General features: G+C 71.2%; 12 protein-coding genes, 4 tRNA genes and 1 pseudogene. 12 read left to right on the forward strand and 5 right to left on the reverse strand.

The window, feature by feature from the left end; genetic code table 11:
* The first annotated feature begins 75 nt into the window (after window positions 1-75).
* On the forward strand, window positions 76-1,092 hold the full coding sequence (zapE, locus tag IFT88_RS09840; protein WP_192120386.1) for a cell division protein ZapE: 1,017 nt from the start codon (window positions 76-78) through the stop codon (window positions 1,090-1,092).
* Window positions 1,093-1,312: 220 nt separating this feature from the next.
* Complete coding sequence (locus IFT88_RS09845; RefSeq protein ID WP_043592701.1) at window positions 1,313-2,593, forward strand: ammonium transporter; 1,281 nt, start codon at window positions 1,313-1,315, stop codon at window positions 2,591-2,593.
* 70 nt (window positions 2,594-2,663) lie between these two features.
* Here the strand turns inward: IFT88_RS09845 and IFT88_RS09850 are convergent.
* Together IFT88_RS09850 and IFT88_RS09855 are read right to left on the reverse strand one after the other, a co-directional pair.
* A pseudogene (locus IFT88_RS09850) lies at window positions 2,664-4,355 on the reverse strand (glycoside hydrolase family 13 protein); the annotation flags it as partial.
* 121 nt (window positions 4,356-4,476) lie between these two features.
* Window positions 4,477-4,552: transfer RNA gene (locus IFT88_RS09855), tRNA-Val, on the reverse strand.
* Between the two features lie 174 nt (window positions 4,553-4,726).
* On the opposite strand from IFT88_RS09855, the gene IFT88_RS09860 reads away from it, so the two are divergent.
* The 3 genes from IFT88_RS09860 (at window position 4,727) to IFT88_RS09870 (ending at window position 5,091) form a co-directional block, all read left to right on the forward strand.
* A tRNA-Gly gene (locus tag IFT88_RS09860) sits at window positions 4,727-4,798 on the forward strand.
* A 66-nt stretch (window positions 4,799-4,864) separates the two neighbouring features.
* Window positions 4,865-4,935: transfer RNA gene (locus IFT88_RS09865), tRNA-Cys, on the forward strand.
* Between the two features lie 84 nt (window positions 4,936-5,019).
* Window positions 5,020-5,091: transfer RNA gene (locus IFT88_RS09870), tRNA-Val, on the forward strand.
* Window positions 5,092-5,237: 146 nt separating this feature from the next.
* On the opposite strand, the gene IFT88_RS09875 is transcribed toward IFT88_RS09870, so the two are convergent.
* Window positions 5,238-6,749 carry a serine/threonine-protein kinase gene (locus IFT88_RS09875; protein WP_192120388.1) on the reverse strand — a complete coding sequence of 504 codons (1,512 nt, stop codon included), beginning with the start codon at window positions 6,747-6,749 and terminating at the stop codon, window positions 5,238-5,240.
* Window positions 6,746-8,083 carry a bifunctional phosphopantothenoylcysteine decarboxylase/phosphopantothenate--cysteine ligase CoaBC gene (gene coaBC, locus IFT88_RS09880; RefSeq protein WP_192120592.1) on the reverse strand — a complete coding sequence of 446 codons (1,338 nt, stop codon included), beginning with the start codon at window positions 8,081-8,083 and terminating at the stop codon, window positions 6,746-6,748. Before coaBC ends, IFT88_RS09875 begins: the two co-directional genes overlap by 4 nt.
* A gap of 177 nt (window positions 8,084-8,260) precedes the next feature.
* On the opposite strand from coaBC, the gene IFT88_RS09885 reads away from it, so the two are divergent.
* The 4 genes from IFT88_RS09885 (at window position 8,261) to IFT88_RS09900 (ending at window position 11,480) form a co-directional block, all read left to right on the forward strand.
* On the forward strand, window positions 8,261-9,007 hold the full coding sequence (locus tag IFT88_RS09885) for an NRDE family protein (protein WP_192120394.1): 747 nt from the start codon (window positions 8,261-8,263) through the stop codon (window positions 9,005-9,007).
* 154 nt (window positions 9,008-9,161) lie between these two features.
* A complete protein-coding gene (locus IFT88_RS09890; protein WP_446718829.1) occupies window positions 9,162-10,019 on the forward strand; it encodes an amino acid ABC transporter substrate-binding protein in 858 nt (285 codons plus the stop codon).
* A gap of 2 nt (window positions 10,020-10,021) precedes the next feature.
* Window positions 10,022-10,687 carry an ABC transporter permease subunit gene (locus tag IFT88_RS09895; RefSeq protein WP_192120398.1) on the forward strand — a complete coding sequence of 222 codons (666 nt, stop codon included), beginning with the start codon at window positions 10,022-10,024 and terminating at the stop codon, window positions 10,685-10,687.
* Window positions 10,677-11,480 (forward strand): amino acid ABC transporter ATP-binding protein, encoded by an 804-nt coding sequence (locus tag IFT88_RS09900; RefSeq protein ID WP_199859133.1) that lies wholly within the window; start codon window positions 10,677-10,679, stop codon window positions 11,478-11,480. The genes IFT88_RS09895 and IFT88_RS09900 overlap by 11 nt, the downstream gene beginning before the upstream one ends.
* Window positions 11,481-11,558: 78 nt before the next feature.
* Here the strand turns inward: IFT88_RS09900 and IFT88_RS09905 are convergent, their stop codons facing one another.
* Window positions 11,559-12,785, reverse strand: coding sequence for a cobalamin-independent methionine synthase II family protein (locus IFT88_RS09905; protein WP_192120400.1), 1,227 nt, complete (start codon window positions 12,783-12,785; stop codon window positions 11,559-11,561).
* A 176-nt stretch (window positions 12,786-12,961) separates the two neighbouring features.
* Between IFT88_RS09905 and IFT88_RS09910 the strand changes: the two genes are divergently transcribed.
* From IFT88_RS09910 to thrS, 3 genes are all read left to right on the forward strand, one after another.
* Window positions 12,962-14,314 carry an aminotransferase class V-fold PLP-dependent enzyme gene (locus IFT88_RS09910; RefSeq protein ID WP_446718830.1) on the forward strand — a complete coding sequence of 451 codons (1,353 nt, stop codon included), beginning with the start codon at window positions 12,962-12,964 and terminating at the stop codon, window positions 14,312-14,314.
* Window positions 14,311-14,760 (forward strand): Fe-S cluster assembly sulfur transfer protein SufU, encoded by a 450-nt coding sequence (sufU, locus tag IFT88_RS09915; RefSeq protein WP_043592710.1) that lies wholly within the window; start codon window positions 14,311-14,313, stop codon window positions 14,758-14,760. The genes IFT88_RS09910 and sufU overlap by 4 nt, the downstream gene beginning before the upstream one ends.
* 194 nt (window positions 14,761-14,954) lie before the next feature.
* On the forward strand, window positions 14,955-16,892 hold the full coding sequence (thrS, locus tag IFT88_RS09920) for a threonine--tRNA ligase (protein WP_199859161.1): 1,938 nt from the start codon (window positions 14,955-14,957) through the stop codon (window positions 16,890-16,892).

Below are 16,892 nucleotides of genomic sequence, written 5' to 3' on the forward strand. Positions count from 1 at the left end.
TGCCGCGTGACCGTCGCCCGGGAACCGTACGACTCTGACACAGATCCCCGCCCACACCGTTGCGAGGCCGCGCCCATGCCCCCCGAATCCGTCAGCACCCTCGTGTCGTTGACCGACCGCACCCCGACGATCACGGGGGCCGAGATCGTGACGCAACTCGTGCCTCCTCGTCAGTTCGCCGACGCCTCGCTCGAGAACTACCGACCCGACCCGGACTTCGCCTCACAGGCCGAGGCCATAGCCGCCGTGACCGCGTTCGGAGGCGCGGGTGCCGACGCCCCGCGGAGGGGTCTGTTCCGCAAGAAGCCGGCCGCCCCGGCCGTGCGTCCCGGCCTCTACCTCGACGGCGGCTTCGGTGTGGGCAAGACCCACCTGCTCGCCGCCCTCTGGAACCGCACGCCCGGCCGTCGCTACTTCGGCACCTTCATCGAGTACACCGCGCTGGTCGGCGCCGTCGGCTACGCCGGTGCCGCGTCGCAGCTCAAGGGCGCCGCCCTGGTCTGCATCGACGAGTTCGAGCTCGACGACCCGGGCGACACGATGATGATGACCCGACTGCTCGGCGACCTGGCCGACGATGGCACCCGCATCGCCGCCACGTCGAACACCCCGCCCAACGCCCTGGGCGAGGGCCGGTTCGCCGCCGCCGACTTCCTCCGCGAGATCCAGGGGCTGAGTGACAAGTTCCTCACCCTCCGCATCGACGGGAACGACTACCGGCGGCGCGAGGTCGAGGCCCGGGCGCACGTGGCCGACGACGTCGACGCGGCGGCGGCCTCCCTCGGCGGCACCGTGTCGCTCGACGACTTCGACGGCGTCGTCGCCCACCTCGCGACGGTCCACCCCAGCAAGTACGTCAAGCTCGTCGACGACCTCGACGCGGTCGGGCTCCGTGACGTCCACGTCCTCACCAGCCAGGTCGACGCGTTGAGGCTCGTGGCCTTCGTCGACCGCCTCTACGACGCGCAGATCCGGGTCGTCGCGTCGGGCACGCCCCTCGACCAGGTCTTCTCGGACGAGATGTTGGCCGGCGGCTATCGCAAGAAGTACCTGCGGGCCGTCTCGCGCCTGGTGGCGCTCACCTCGCTCTGAGGACATCCCCACCCGGTACGGGGCGAGCCGAAACACGTTGTTTACCTGCGCCCGAATCGTGTTACATCGGTGAAACAATCCCGCACACGGCTGGAAACCTCACCCCGCGACACTGGTGGCGCACCGGACGAGAGCGTTCGTCACCACAGCCCGTGAACCCGCGCGGTCGACCTCGACGTCGGTGCCTCCCTGGCTCAGAAACTCGAGAGGTGACCCACCCATGGACCAAGGCAACACCGCCTTCATGTTGATCTGTGCGGCACTCGTGCTGCTCATGACCCCCGGCCTGGCCTTCTTCTACGGCGGCCTCGTCAAGGCCAAGAGCGTCATCAGCATGATGATGCTGAGCTTCGGGGCGATGGGCCTCATCGGCGTCCTGTGGGTGCTCTTCGGCTACGCGATCGCCTTCGGCAACCCGACCTCCATCCCCGGTGGCAGCGAGAGCTTCGTGGGCATCCAGGGCTTGTTCGGCCTCGACGTCGCGAACCTCGGCCTCGGCGCAGCCTTCGAGGACAGCCTCGACCCCACCGGCGCCTACCCGACGATCGCCTTCGCCGCGTTCCAGGCCACCTTCGCGATCATCACGGTCGCCCTCATCTCGGGCGCCATCGCCGACCGGGCCAAGTTCGGCGCGTGGATGATCTTCGCGGGCGTCTGGGCCACGGTCGTCTACTTCCCCGTCGCCAGCTGGGTCTTCAACTTCACCAAGGACGCCGACGGCAACACGGTGGGTGGCTGGATCGCCGCCATGGGCGTCATCGACTTCGCCGGCGGCACGGCCGTCCACATCAACGCCGGTGCCGCGGCCCTCGCCCTGGCCCTCGTCCTCGGCAAGCGCGTCGGCTTCGCCAAGGGTGCCGACAAGCCGCACAACCCGCCCTTCGTCCTGCTGGGTGCCGGCTTGCTCTGGTTCGGCTGGTTCGGCTTCAACGCCGGCTCCGAGCTCGCCGCCGACGGCGTCGCCGCCCTGGCGTTCCTCAACACCATCGCCGCCCCCGCCGCCGCCGTGCTCGGCTGGCTCGTCGTCGAGAAGCTGAAGGACGGCAAGGCCACCTCGGTCGGCGCCGCCTCGGGTGCCGTCGCCGGTCTCGTCGCCATCACCCCGGCCTGCGCCGCCCTCACCCCGGGGTGGGCCGTCGTCCTCGGCGTCGTCGCGGGTGCCGTCTGCGCCCTGGCCATCGACCTCAAGTTCAAGCTCGGCTTCGACGACTCGCTCGACGTCGTGGGCATCCACCTCGTCGGTGGCCTCATCGGCACGCTGTACCTCGGCATCTTCGCCAACGACACCGGTCTGATCTTCTCGCACACCTTCACGCAGCTCGGCATCCAGGCCCTGTCGGCGTTGGCCGTCATGCTCTACTCGTTCGTCCTGGCCTTCGTGATCGGCTTCGTGATCGAGAAGACCATCGGCTTCCGCGTGAAGAACGAGGACGAGGTGGCCGGCATCGACCTCGCCCTGCACGGCGAAGAGGGCTATGTCCTCGAGAACTCGCGCGCCTGACCCACCCCGCACGACGAACGGCCCCGGTCCTCGGACCGGGGCCGTTCCGCGTGCGGGCCACGCACACCGNGGTCAGCGAGAACCAGACCGTGGCCTCGCCCGGCACCTCGGTGACGCCGGCGAGCGTGTCCTGCAGCGGCTCGCTCGACGCGAGCACACGGGCGCCGGTGGGAAGGTCCACCGGGCCGCCGCCGAAGTTCGTCAGCGCGTGCCAGCCGTGGTGGCGGGCGACGTGGACGACCTCGTCCGAGGCGTCGTCCACCCAGGCGAACTCCTCACCCCGCTGCAGCTCTCGACGGAGCGCCAAGGCGCGCCGGTAGATCGACAGCGTGGACTCGTCCTCGCCGTCCTGCACCGAGACGGCGAGGTCCTCGAACCACTCGGGCTGCGGCAGGTGCGGGGCGTGGTCGCCGAAACCCAGGGCGGGCTCGCTCGTGTCCCAGGGCAACGGCACCCGGCTGCCGTCACGGCCCTTGCGCCGGTGGCCCGTCCGCGTCCAGACCGGGTCCTGCAACTGGTCGGGGCGCAGGTCGGCCACCTCGAACAGGCCGAGTTCCTCGCCCTGGTAGACGTAGGCCGAGCCCGGCAGGGCGAGCATCAGCAACGTCGCGGCACGGGCCCGACGGAGACCCGCGTCGGGGTTCAGGGTCGGACGTCGTCCGTCGCTCAGGACGAAGGCGTCGAGGTCCTGCCCCCTCGGCAGGCCGTAGCGCGTGGCGTGACGGACGACGTCGTGGTTCGAGAGCACCCAGGTGCTCGTCGCCCCGCTGACGGCCGCCTGCTCGAGGGTCGACGCGATGATGGTCCGGTACTGGTCGGCGTCGAAGTCGGCGCGCGTCAGGGCGAAGCTGAAGGCCTGGCCGAGCTCGGTGGGGCGGGCGTAGAGCGGCACCCGCTCGGGCTGCACCCAGGCCTCGGCCACGGCGCTCCGGGGCGGGTCGTACTCGTCGAGGACCCGGCGCCACCCCTCGAAGATCGTGTGCACCTCGTCACGGTCGTAGAGCGGGTCGCTGCCGTCGACCGGCAGGACCTGACGTTCGGCCGCGTCGCGGAGGGGTTCGGTGAGGTCCTTCGCGAGCCCGTGCGCGACGTCGACCCGGAAGCCGTCGACCCCACGGTCCGACCAGAACCGCAGCGTGCGCTCGAAGTCGGCGCGCACCTCGGGGTTGCTCCAGTCGAGATCGGGCTGTTCGGGGGCGAAGAGGTGCAGGTACCACTGCTCGGGGGTGCCGTCGGGGCGCTGCAGCCGGGTCCAGGCGCCACCGCCGAAGTTCGACACCCAGGTGGACGGGGGAGTGGCACCGTCGTCGCCGAGGCCGTCCCGGAACACGTAGCGGGCACGGGCGGCGCTGCCGGGTTCGGACGCCACCGCCTCACGGAACCACTCGTGATCGCTGGAGGTGTGGTTGGGGACGATGTCGACGACGACCTTGAGCCCGGCCGCGTGGAGGGTGGAGACCATCTCGTCGAAGTCGTCGAGGGTGCCCAGGCGAGGGTCGACGTCACGGTAGTCCGCGACGTCGTACCCGCCGTCGGCGAGCGGGGACGGGTAGAAGGGGCTCAGCCAGACGGCGTCGACCCCCAACCGTTGCAGGTAGGGCACGCGCGAGGTCACGCCGGGCAGGTCGCCGATCCCGTCGCCGTTCGCGTCGGCGAAGCTCCGCGGGTACACCTGGTAGACGACGGCCTGCCGCCACCAGTCGGCGTCGGCAACGGGCGACGGGTGGGTCGTGGACGCACGGGAGGCGGGGGAGTCGGTCATGGGCCGAGGATGCCACGTCTCGGGAGCGGGCGGCGTCGATGCCCCGGCGGCAGCACCGGATCGGGGATCTCGGTCCAGGAACGACGAGAGGCCCTGCGGATGCAGGGCCTCTCGATGGTCGTGGTGGGCGATACCGGGCTCGAACCGATGACCTCTTCCGTGTGAAGGAAGCGCGCTACCAACTGCGCCAATCGCCCGTGTGGGACTCGACGATGCTAGTGCATCGCGGGGCTCGAACGCCATTCCGCCGGTCGCCGGGGCACCTCTCGTGAGCTGCCCCGCGACCCATCGAGACACGAACTTCCCTCGATTTGGTTTCTGCCCCAGGGTGTGGGTATTGTTCTTTTGCACGCAGAAATGCAAAGCGAAATGCGGATGTGGCGCAGCGGTAGCGCATCACCTTGCCAAGGTGAGGGTCGCGAGTTCGAATCTCGTCATCCGCTCGAGTGTAATGCTCACCAGAGGGTGGTCCACCGACTGGTGGCCTCCCTCTGGGGGGCTACTCGTATGGTGGAGTGGCCGAGAGGCGAGGCACCGGCCTGCAAAGCCGTTCACGCGGGTTCAAATCCCGTCTCCACCTCAATTCGATCCGGGCCTAGGTCTAGAATCGATGTTGCAATTGAATAGTGCGATTCGAGAACTCGTTCTCGGTTCGTTGAGACATGAGCGATTGGCGCAGCGGTAGCGCGCTTCCCTGACACGGAAGAGGTCGCTGGTTCGATCCCAGTATCGCTCACACACAGAAAGCCCCGGCCTCGGCCGGGGCTTTCGTCATGTCGGGGCTCCCACGGTCGAGAGCGCTTCACCTCCCGGGCCGACACGACCGGACATGCCGCTCTCCTCACGAGGGGAGCGGCATGTCGTGGCCTCTCGCGGCTGCCTCTAAGGGGTGCCGGTTCCTGTCCCGAGACCGATTCCGTTGCCCCGGCCGTTTCCGTTGCCGTTGTTGCCCGGTCCGCCGTTCCCGTTCCCGTTGCCGTTCCCGCTGTTGCCGGGCCCGCTGTTGCCGCCGGGGACGTCGACACCCGGGACCTCGACCGTCGGGGGCGTCACGGGGTCGACCGTCGGCTGCGTCGTCGGCTCGACCGGCGCCTCCTGGGTGGGGCTCACCTCATCGGAGGGAGCCGGGTCCGCCGGTGACTCGTCGGTGGAGTCGTCGGACGGCGACGGCGAGTCCTCGTCCGACGACTCGGACGGCGTCGTCGACGCATCCGTCTCGACGCTCGGACTCGTGCTCTCCGTCGGATCGACCGTTCCATCGTCGCGGGTGGCGGCCCAACCGATGCCGGCCGCCAGGAGCACCGCGACGACGATCGCCGCCAGCACGAGCGGCCAGCGCCGGCGCTTCCGCTTCCCGTCGTCGGGCTCGACGTCGGCGACGAGGCCCGTCGCGTCCGCCCTGGAGGCTGCTCCCGCTCCGAGCACCTGCGTGCGAGCGTCGTCCCGGGTCAGGGCCCGGGTGGGCGTGTCGCCGCCGGGCAGAGCGGCCGTCGGCACGTCGGGAGCGGCCATGACGCGCGTGACGGCGTCGGTGGACCCGGCTCCCTCGACGGCCAGCGTGCGGGCCGCACGGGCGACCTCCGTGGCGGCCGGGCGGTCCTCCGGTGCACGCGAGGTCATGCGCGTCAGCAGCTCCGCCCACCCCGAACCGATCGAGGCCGGGATCTCGGGGTCTCGAGTCAGGCGAGCCATGACGGACTCGACGACCGAACCCGTGAAGACGCGTTGCCCGGTCAGCGCCTCGACCAGGACCAGACCGAGCGAATAGACGTCGGACGCGGGGGCCGGCGGTCGCCCCTCGGCCTGCTCCGGGCTGACGAAGGCGGCGGTGCCCATCAAGGTGCCCGTGGCCGTCACCCGCGTCGAGTCGATGAGGTAGGCGATCCCGAAGTCGGCGAGCTTCGCCCTGCGGGGCTCGCCGTCGTGGTGCGGTGCCGCGAGCAGGATGTTCGCGGGCTTGACGTCCCGGTGGACGACGCCCGCACGGTGGACCGCCGCCAGGCCGTCCGCGACGTCGCCGAGCAGCGCCGCGGCCTGGGCGTGTGACAGCGGCCCGTCGGCGAGGACGGTCTGCAGGGTCGGACCGTCGACGTACTCCATCACGAGGTAGGCGTCGTCGTCGTGGCCGTCGCCCTCGACCCGGGCGTCGTAGAGCGTGACGAGCCCCGGGTGGTTGAGGGAGGCGAGGAGGCGCACCTCGCTGACCTGCCGACTGAGGTCGTGGACGTCGTGCCCGTCCGACGAGAAGAGCTTGACGGCGACCACCCGACCGAGGTCGAGGTCGTTCGCTCGGTAGACGGCCCCCATGCCACCGCGCCCGACGATCGCGTCGAGGCGGTAGCGACCGCCGACGGTCGTGCCGAGGCGGGGGTCGGCCTGCTCGCGGGGGCTCATGCGCGCGCTCCCGACGATGCGGCGGGGAGCACCGGAGACGTGCCACCACCCGACCCACGACCCACGACACGACGGAGAGCCACGGCGTCGAGCACCGTCTCGGCCACGGCGGTCTTCGTCCCCTCGGCCTCGGACACCACCTCGCCGTCGGCGTCGATCACCACGACCGCCGTGTCGTCGCTGCCGAAGCCGGTCGTCCACCCCACCGTGTTGAGGACCAGCAGGTCCGCTCCCTTCCTCCGCTGCTTGGCGCGCCCGAGCGAGAGCAGTTCGTCCCGGTCGGCCGCCGTCTCGGCCGCGAAGCCGACGACCACCTGCCCCACGGCCCGACGGGCCACGAGCCCGGCCAGGACGTCCGGGGTGCGCACCAGACGGACGGTCAGTTCGTCGCCCGATTCGTCCTTCCGGATCTTCCCGTCGGCCACCGAGACGGGCCGGTAGTCGGCGACCGCCGCGGCCATCACGACGACGTCGGCGACCGGCGCGTGCTCGGTCATCGCGGCCTCGAGTTCGAGGGCCGTGCCGACCTCGACGACGTCGATGACGTCGCCCGTCTCGAGCATCTGCCGCACGGCTCCGTCGAGGGCAGCGGCGACGACGGTGACGCGGGCGCCGCGTCGGGCAGCGGCCAGGGCGAGAGCCGCTCCCTGCTTGCCGCTGGATCGGTTGCCGACGAACCGCACGGGATCGAGGGGCTCGCGGGTGCCGCCGAGGGAGACGACCAGCCGCAGGCCGTCCAGGTCGGCGACCCGCGCCTCCTCGTCCGGATCACCCGGGACGGCGTCGGGGGAGGCCGCGCGACCGGTCGCGTCGGAGTACCGGGCGAGGGCCGTGGTGACGATCTCGTCGGGCTCGACGAGCCGCCCGGGTCCGACGTCGCCCCCGGTCAGCGGTCCGTCGTCCGGCCCGACGACGGTCACCCCGCGCGACCTCAGCAGGTCGACGTTCGCGACCGTGGCCGGATTCAGCCACATCTCGGTGTGCATGGCGGGTGCGACGACGAGCGGTGCGGTGCTCGCGAGGATCGTCGTGCCGAGCAGGTCGTCCGACAGCCCGTGGGCGATCTTGGCGAGGGTGTGGGCGGTCGCCGGTGCCACGACGATCAGGTCGGCCCGTTGCCCCAGCGCCACGTGCCGTACCTCGGCGACGTCGTCGAAGACGGACGTGTGCACGGGGTTGCGGCTCGTGGCCTCCCAGGTGGGCGCCCCGACGAAGCGAAGGGCGGCCTCGGTTGGCACGACGTGCACGTCGTGACCTCGGAGCACGAGGCCGCGGACGACCCCCACGGCCTTGTACGCCGCGATGCCGCCCGAGACGCCGACGACGACGGACAAGCGACGCGGGGCGTCGGCGGGGGAGGAGCGGGGGTGGTCGTGCGTCACGGTGGGCCTCGTCGATCCATGCGTCGGTCGGCCGACCCGGAGCCGGGTCGGTAGCGTTGCCCCCCACGATGCCGCATCCCGCGGCCGAGCGTCGGCCCCGACCCGACGAGACCCCACCCTGAGGACCCCATGTGCACCGTCGTCGTCGCCGTCCAGCCGAGCGAGCCCTGGCCCGTCGTCTTCCTGGGACTCCGTGACGAGTCGCCCGACCGCCCCTGGGACGAGCCGGGCCCCTGGTGGCCCGACCTCGGCGAGCGGGTGACCGGGGTACACGACCGCGAGGCGGGCGGCGCGTGGTTGGCCACCGCCCGGGGGCCGAGTCGTGCGAGCGTCGTGTTGAACCGTCACGAGACGCCCGCACCGCCGGCCTGCGGATGGACCACCCGAGGCGCCCTGCCCCTGAGGGCGGCCGCCGGCGGCGTCCTGCCCGACGGCCCGCAGACGACCCGCACCTTCAACCTGCTCACGGCGGACGCAGGAGGCGCGGTGCACTCCGTCTGGGACGGCATCGCCACCGAGACGGTCCGCCTCGCCCCCGGGGTGCACCTGCTCACGCACGCCGCCCCCGACGACCGGTCCGTGCCGCGTGTCGACCGCTGGCTGCCTCGGTTCCGTGACGTCGCGCCTCCGACCGGTCCGCTGCCGGCGGCGACCGAGGGCGAGGGCAGCTGGACGCCGTGGCTCGACCTGCTGCGCGAGAGCAGCGCCCTGCCGACGGACGACGACGACGCGCTCGTGCGGGCCGACCTGGTCGACGGGCACCTCTTCCACTCGCTGTCGCTCAGCACCGTCGCCGTCTCGGCCGACGACGTGGCCCACCGACACGTGCGCCTCGACGGCGCCCCCTCGGTGGCGGAGGCGATCGCGCGACGCTGACGGGTGCGTGGCGACGCCGCCGGGTGCGTGGCGACGCCCGGCCTCCATGGCCGCCACGTCATGCGGAGTCATCGGGAATCCCGTCCGCCCCCGCGGCGTTAGTGTCGGGAGGCTCGTCCGACCCCCGAGCCGCAGCAAAGGAACCCTCGTGAAGATCACCGCCGTCCGCACCGTCCGTCGACTCGCCTCCGTCGGCGTCGTCGCCGCCGCCGCCGCCATCGCGCTGGCCGCCTGCGCGCCCGCCTCCACGGACGGGGTCGTCCAGTCCACCGGCAGCGCGACCGCGGACACGAGCGCGGCGAAGAGCCTGTCCGACATCCAGGCGGCCGGCGAGCTCGTCATCGGCACCGAGGGCACCTACCAGCCGTTCACCTACCACGAGGGCGGGGCCGGCGCACTGACCGGCTACGACGTCGACGTCGCCACGGCCGTCGCCGAGAAGCTCGGCGTCACCCCGACCTTCGAGGAGACGCAGTTCGACGCCCTGCTCGCCGGGCTCACCGCCGGCCGCTTCGACCTCGTGGCGAACCAGATCTCGATCACCGACGAGCGTGAGGCCACGTACGACTTCTCGACGCCCTACACGGTCAGCCGCGGTGTCGTCATCACTCCCGCCGACAACACCGACATCACCTCGCTCGCCGACCTGAAGGGCAAGACGACGGCCCAGTCGCAGTCGAGCAACTTCTACACGACCGCCAAGGACGCGGGCGCGGACGTGCAGGTCGTCGAGGGCTGGGCCCAGTCGGTCGCGCTCCTCGAGCAGGGCCGCATCGACGCGACGGTCAACGACGAGCTGACCTTCCTCGACTACGTCAAGACCAACCCCGACCAGGCCGCCGGCATCAAGATCGCGGCGACCACCGACGACGTGTCGCGCTCGGCCCTGGTCACCACCAAGGGCAGCGACGACCTCGTGACGGCGATCGACGACGCCCTCGCCGAGCTGAAGGCCGACGGCACGCTGGCGACCATCAGCGAGAAGTACTTCGGCCAGGACGTCAGCGAGTAGGCGTGCAGTCCTCCGTCGACCTCTTCTGGCGGTCGCTCTGGCCGATCGTGTCGGGGGCGCTCGTCGCGTCGATCCCGCTCGCCTTCGCGTCGATGGCGATCGGGCTGGTCATCGCCGTCGTCATCGCGCTGATGCGCCTGTCGGGCAAGGCGGTGCTCGCGGGCATCGCCCGGGTCTACATCTCGATCATCCGGGGCACGCCGCTGCTCGTGCAGCTCTTCGTCGTCTTCTACGGCCTTCCGTCGATCGGCGTCAAGCTTGATCCGTGGCCCAGCGCCATCATCGCGTTCTCCTTGAACGTCGGCGGGTACGCGGCCGAGGTCATCCGCGCGGCCATCCTCTCGGTGCCCAAGGGGCAATGGGAGGCCGCCCACACGATCGGCATGTCGCGGGGGCTCGCCCTGCGGCGGATCATCCTGCCGCAGGCGGCCCGCGTCTCGGTGCCGCCGCTGTCGAACACCTTCATCAGCCTGGTCAAGGACACCTCGTTGGCGAGTGTCATCCTCGTCGTCGAGCTCTTCCGTCAGGCCGAGCAGATCGCGACCGTCTCGAACCAGTTCCTGCTGATCTACCTCGAGGCCGCCCTGGTCTACTGGGTGATCTGCCTGATCCTGTCGTTCGGGCAGGACGCCCTCGAGAAGAGATTGGACCGCCACGTTGCCCGCTGACATCACCCCGCCCCGGCCCTCCGGCGCGACCGGTGCCCCCGTGCTGACCGTCCGCGGCCTGCACAAGGCGTTCGGCGCGAACGAGGTGCTGCGCGGCATCGACCTCGAGGTGCGCCGCGGACGCGTCGTCGCCATCATCGGTCCCTCGGGCTCGGGCAAGACGACCGTGCTGCGGTCGCTCAACAGCCTCGAGGTGCCCGACGGGGGAGTCGTCACGCTCTCCGACGGCCGCTCCATCGACTTCGGCACGACGGTCGGCAAGCGCGACCTGCTCGCCCTCCGCGACCGCTCGTCGATGGTGTTCCAGCACTTCAACCTGTTCCCGCACCTCACGGTGCTGCAGAACGTCGTCGAGGGACCGGTGCGCGTCCAGGGACGCGATCCGAAGGAGGCGCGGGCCGAGGCCGAGGCGCTCCTCGCGCGCGTGGGCCTCGCCGAGAAGGCCGGCGCCTACCCGGCCGAGCTCTCGGGAGGCCAGCAGCAGCGCGTGGGCATCGTGCGCGCGCTCGCCCTGCGTCCCGAACTCCTGCTCTTCGACGAGCCGACCTCGGCCCTCGACCCCGAACTGGTGGGTGACGTGCTCACCGTCGTGAAGGAACTCGCCGACGAGGGCTGGACGATGATCGTCGTCACCCACGAACTCGAGTTCGCCCGACGGGTGGCCGACGAGCTGCTCTTCATGGACGCCGGCGTCGTCGTCGAGCGGGGCCGTCCCGCCGACGTGCTGTCCCGCCCGCGCGAGGCCCGGACGCAGCAGTTCCTTCAGCGGGTGCTCAAGCCGCTCGACGACTGACGGGACGTCCGGGCGACGATCGACCCGCGCCTCCTCGATCGGGGACCAGGAGGCGCGGGTCGACTCTGCCGCGGACGCTCAACCGAAGAGGCGGTGCGAGGCGATGCGCGCGCCCTCGCCGAGCGAGGCCAGCTTGGCCACGGCGATCTGCGGATGGATGCGACCGCCGAGACCGCAGTCGGTCGAGGCGACGACGTTCTCGGGTCCGACCAGCGACGCGAACCGTTCGATGCGGTCGGCCACGAGTTCGGGATGCTCGACCACGTTCGTGGCGTGGCTGACGACCCCCGGCACGATCTTCTTGCCCGCGGGCAGCTCGACGTCGCGCCAGAGCTTCCACTCGTGGTCGTGACGGACGTTGGCCGCCTCGAACGAGTACGAGCCCGCGTCGATCTCGAGCATGAGGTCGACGATGTGGCGGAACTCGACGTCGGTCGTGTGCGGGCCGTGCCACGAGCCCCAACAGAGGTGGAACCGCACCTGCTCGGGCGGTAGGCCCCGCAGGGCGTGGTTGAGCGCCTCGACCCGGATGCGGGTGAACGCGCGGTAGTCCTCGACGCTCGGCTCGGGGTTGATCTGGTCCCAGTTCTCGGCGATCGAGGGGTCGTCGATCTGCACGGTCAGGCCGGCCTCGACGATCGCCGTGTACTCCTCGCGCAGCACCTCGGCCCAGGCCCAGATGTGCTCTTCGTCGGTGGCGTAGAAGTCGTTCGCGATGCGGGCTCCGCTGCCCGGTGACAGCGAGGTGATGAAGCCCGAGTGCGAACCGCTCGCCTCGAGGCCGGCCTTCAGGTTGGCGATGTCCGAGGCGATGGCGGCCTGTCCGACGTACGCCAGCGGGCCCGTCGTGCTCGGGAACGGCGTCGCGCCCGAGCCCGTGCCGATGCCCGAGGTCGGGTCGGTGTAGGCGTCGTGGAACGCCTGCCAGTCGCGGCGGTCGGGGAACGACGTCAGCCGCACGTCGCCGGGGGAGGATCGCACCGCCGGCTGGCTGAAGATGTCCGACCCCGTCAACGAGAGACCGCTCACGCGCTGGAACGAGTACGACCACCAGGCGCCGTAGTCGACGGCGCTCGTCATCGCCTTGCCGTACTCGCCGTCGCCGACGATGGTGATGCCGAGATCGTTCTGGCGCCGGACGAGATCGACGACGGCGTCGGTCAGCAGGGCGTCGAACTCGGGCGTGCGCTCGAGGGTGAAGCCGTCCTCGCCGAGGGCGCGCGCGTCGTTCGCGGCGATCAGCTCGGGTGTGCGCGGCAGGCTTCCCGCGTGGGTGGTCTCGATGCGGCCGGGGGTGGTCGTCATGGTGTGCTCCGTTCGTCGCCACCACTCTGGCCCCGACCCCCGACGTGTGCGACGTGCGCGACACGGGGCGTCACAGCCACGGGGTCGGGAACACCGCGCGGCCGTCGGCCGTTGCGTCCCGTGTCGGCCGGAGCCGGGCCCCTCGGGGTCCCTCGCTACGATCGACGGGAAGGGACATCGTGACCACCACCTCCTCCGCACCATCCACCGCCCGTCCTGGGCTGTCCGACGAGGACGCCCGCCGTCTGCGCGCCGACTTCCCGCTGCTTCGGCAGGAGGTCAACGGCGAGCCGCTCGCCTACCTCGACTCGGGGGCGACCGCCCAGCGGCCCGCATCCGTGCTCGCCGCCGAGCGACGCTTCCTCGAGACGACGAACTCGGCCGTGCACCGTGGGGCGCACACGCTCGCGGCCCTGTCGACCGAGGCCTACGAAGAGGCACGCGAGACCGTCGCCCGCTTCGTCGGTGCCGACGTCGACGAGATCGTCTGGACCTCGAACGCGACCGACGCGCTCAACCTCGTGGCGTACGGCGTCGCGAACGCCACGCACGGCCGGGGCGGCGAGGCCGCGCGACGCTTCGCCCTCGCGCCCGGTGACGAGATCGTCGTCACCGAGGCCGAGCACCACGCCAACCTCGTCCCGTGGCAGGAACTCGCCGCGACGACGGGCGCCACGGTGCGTTTCGTGCCCGTCCGCGACGACGGCACCTGGACCACCGCCGACGCGGCGTCCGTGATCGGACCCCGCACGCGCCTCCTCGCCTTCGCCCACGTCTCGAACGTCACCGGCTTCGTCGCGCCCGTCGCCGAGCTCGTGGCGCTGGCGCGCGCCGTCGGCGCCCTCGTCGTCCTCGACGCGTGCCAGTCGGCGCCGCACCGCCCCGTCGACCTGCACGGCCTCGACGTCGACTTCGCCGCGTTCTCCGGTCACAAGATGTTGGGGCCCACGGGCATCGGCGTCCTCTACGGCAAGGCCGAGCTGTTGAACGCCCTGCCGCCCTTCCGCACCGGCGGGTCGATGATCACGACGGTCACGATGGAGGGCGCCGAGTACCTCCCCGCCCCGCAGCGCTTCGAGGCCGGTACGCAACCCGTGTCGCAGGCCGTGGCCCTCGCCGAGGCCGTGCGTTACCTCGACGCCGTCGGCATGGACCGCGTGCGCGAGCACGAAGAGGCCCTCGCCGACCTGCTCGTCCGCGGTCTCGACGCGCTCGACGGCGTCACGGTCGTGGGACCGCCCGCCGGGGTGCCCCGGTCGGGACTCGCCAGCTTCGTCGTCGACGGGGTGCACGCCCACGACGTCGGCCAGTTCCTCGACGCCCGGGGCATCGCCGTGCGCGTCGGCCACCACTGCGCCCAACCGCTCCATCGTCGCCTCGGAGTGACGGCCACGACGCGCGCCAGCACGTACCTGTACTCGTCGAGCGACGAGGTCGACCGGCTGGTCGCCGGGGTCGCCGAGGTCCGCCACTACTTCGGCGTCGCGGGCCCGACGGTCGCCGACGAGAAGGCCGAGGAGGCGCGGTGAGCGCCGCCCTCGACGGCCTGTACCAGCAGGTCATCCTCGATCACGCCAAGGCGCGGCACGGCGACGGCGAGCTGCCCGGAGCCGACGCGCAGCACCACGAACGCAACCCGACCTGCGGTGACGAGATCACCGTCCGCATCGCCCTCGAGCCGGGCACCGACCGCATCGCCGACCTGCGCTGGCAGGGCGCGGGGTGCAGCATCTCGATGGCCTCGGCCTCCGTGCTGGCGCAGTTGGCCCCGGGTCGCACGCTGCCCGAGCTCGACGCGCTCGTGGGGGAGTTCCGCGAGATGATGCGGTCCCGGGGTGCCGGTGAGCCCGACGACGAGGTGCTCGGCGACGCCGTCGTGTTCCACGGGGTCTCGAAGTTCGTCATGAGGGTCAAGTGCGGCATGCTCGCCTGGGTCGCGGCCGAGGCCTGCTCGACCGAGCTGCGCGCCGCCTGAGCCGTCCCGCGGGCGCGTCGTCCACCGGGGCGGTCCCGGCCGGACGGTGGTCGGTCGACGGCTAAAGTGGTCCCCGCCCCTCGACGATAGGAACCACCGCCGTGTCCGACCAGACCGACCTCGACCCGACCGCCTCCCCAGCCCCGTCCGGCCTCTCGGCCGTCGAGGCCACCGAGACGACGACCGGCTTCGAGCTGTTCACCGACAAGGCGGTCGTGGCCGTCCGCGTGGCCGGCGAGCTGCGAGACCTGGCGACCGAGCTGCAGGCGGGCGACGTGGCCGAGCCGGTCACGATCGACTCACCCGACGGCCTGGCGATCCTGCGCCACTCGGCGGCGCACGTCATGGCCCAGGCCGTGCAGCAGATCAACCCCGAGGCGAAGCTCGGCATCGGGCCGCCCGTCACCGACGGCTTCTACTACGACTTCGACGTCGCCGAGCCCTTCACCCCCGACGACCTCAAGGCGATCGAGAAGGGCATGGAGCGCATCATCCGCCAGGGCCAGCGCTTCCGTCGCCGCGTCGTCAGCGACGACGAGGCCCGCGAACTGCTCGCCCACGAGCCGTTCAAGCTCGAGCTGATCGGGCTCAAGGGCGGCTCGGCCGACGAGCTCGGAGCCGACGGCGAGTCGGTCGAGGTCGGCGGGGCCGAGCTCACGGTCTACGACAACCTCGACCCGAAGACCGGCGAGGTCGTCTGGTTCGACCTCTGCCGCGGGCCGCACGTGCCCAGCACGCGCCTCCTGGGCAACGCCACCAAGCTGATGCGTGTGGCGGCCGCCTACTGGCGCGGGTCCGAGAAGAACCCCCAGCTGCAGCGGATCTACGGCACGGCGTGGCCCACCAAGGACGACCTCCGCGCTTACCAGGCCCGACTCGAGGAGGCCGCCAAGCGCGACCACCGCAAGCTCGGCGCCGAGCTCGACCTCTTCTCGTTCCCCGACGAGATCGGCTCGGGTCTCGCGATCTTCCACCCCAAGGGCGGCATCATCCGTCGCCAGATGGAGGACTACTCGCGCGAACGCCACGAGAAGGCCGGGTACGAGTTCGTCTACACGCCGCACATCACCAAGGCGGCTCTCTTCGAGACCTCGGGCCACCTGGGTTGGTACAAAGACGGCATGTTCCCGCCGATGCACCTCGACGAGGCGCGCAACGACGAGGGCGAGATCACCCGTCAGGGCGCGGACTACTACCTGAAGCCGATGAACTGCCCGATGCACATCCTGGCGTACCGCTCGTCCGCGAAGTCGTACCGCGACCTGCCGCAGCGCTTGTTCGAGTTCGGCACGGTGTACCGCAACGAGAAGTCGGGCGTCATCCACGGCCTCACCCGCGTGCGCGGCATGACGCAGGACGACGCGCACATCTTCACCACCCGTGACGACATGGCGGCCGAGCTCAAGGGCACGCTCGACTTCGTCCTCAGCCTGCTGCGCGACTACGGACTCGACGACTTCTACCTCGAACTCTCCACGAAGGACCCCGAGAAGTACGTGGGCGACGACGCCACCTGGGACGAGGCGACGGCGACCCTGCGACAGGTCGCGGAAGAGACCGGTCTCGAGCTCGTGCCCGATCCCGCCGGCGCGGCGTTCTACGGGCCCAAGATCTCGGTCCAGGCGCGAGACGCGATCGGGCGCACCTGGCAGATGTCCACGGTCCAGCTCGACTTCAACCTGCCCGAGCGATTCGACCTCGAGTACACGGCGGCCGACGGGTCCCGGCAGCGACCGGTGATGATCCACCGGGCGCTGTTCGGCTCGATCGAGCGTTTCTTCGGCGTGCTCACCGAGCACTACGCGGGTGCGTTCCCGGTCTGGCTCGCACCGGTCCAGGTCGTGGCGATCCCCGTCGCCGACGAGTACGGCGACTACCTCGACGGGGTCGTGGCGCGCCTCCGCGACGTCGGCGTCCGGGCCCAGGTCGACCACAGCGACGACCGCATGCCGAAGAAGATCCGGACGCACACCAAGGCCAAGGTGCCGTTCCAGCTGATCGCCGGCGAGGACGATCGTGCGGCCGGTGCCGTCAGCTTCCGCTACCGCGACGGCTCGCAGGAGAACGGCGTGCCGCTCGACGAGGCGATCGCGAAGATCGTCGCGGCCATCGAGACCAAGGCCCAGGTCTGA

The organism is Frigoribacterium sp. CFBP 8751 (assembly GCF_014841545.1).
GTDB lineage: Bacteria > Actinomycetota > Actinomycetes > Actinomycetales > Microbacteriaceae > Frigoribacterium.

Bases quoted from the DNA above. Each gene is read 5' to 3' on its own strand.
- zapE (WP_192120386.1), top strand. From the start codon at position 76: ATGCCCCCCGAATCCGTCAGCACCCTCGTGTCGTTGACCGACCGCACC.
- IFT88_RS09875 (WP_192120388.1), bottom strand. From the start codon at position 6,749: ATGAGCCCCCGCGAGCAGGCCGACCCCCGCCTCGGCACGACCGTCGGC.
- IFT88_RS09885 (WP_192120394.1), top strand. From the start codon at position 8,261: ATGTGCACCGTCGTCGTCGCCGTCCAGCCGAGCGAGCCCTGGCCCGTC.
- IFT88_RS09905 (WP_192120400.1), bottom strand. From the start codon at position 12,785: ATGACGACCACCCCCGGCCGCATCGAGACCACCCACGCGGGAAGCCTG.
- IFT88_RS09845 (WP_043592701.1), top strand. From the start codon at position 1,313: ATGGACCAAGGCAACACCGCCTTCATGTTGATCTGTGCGGCACTCGTG.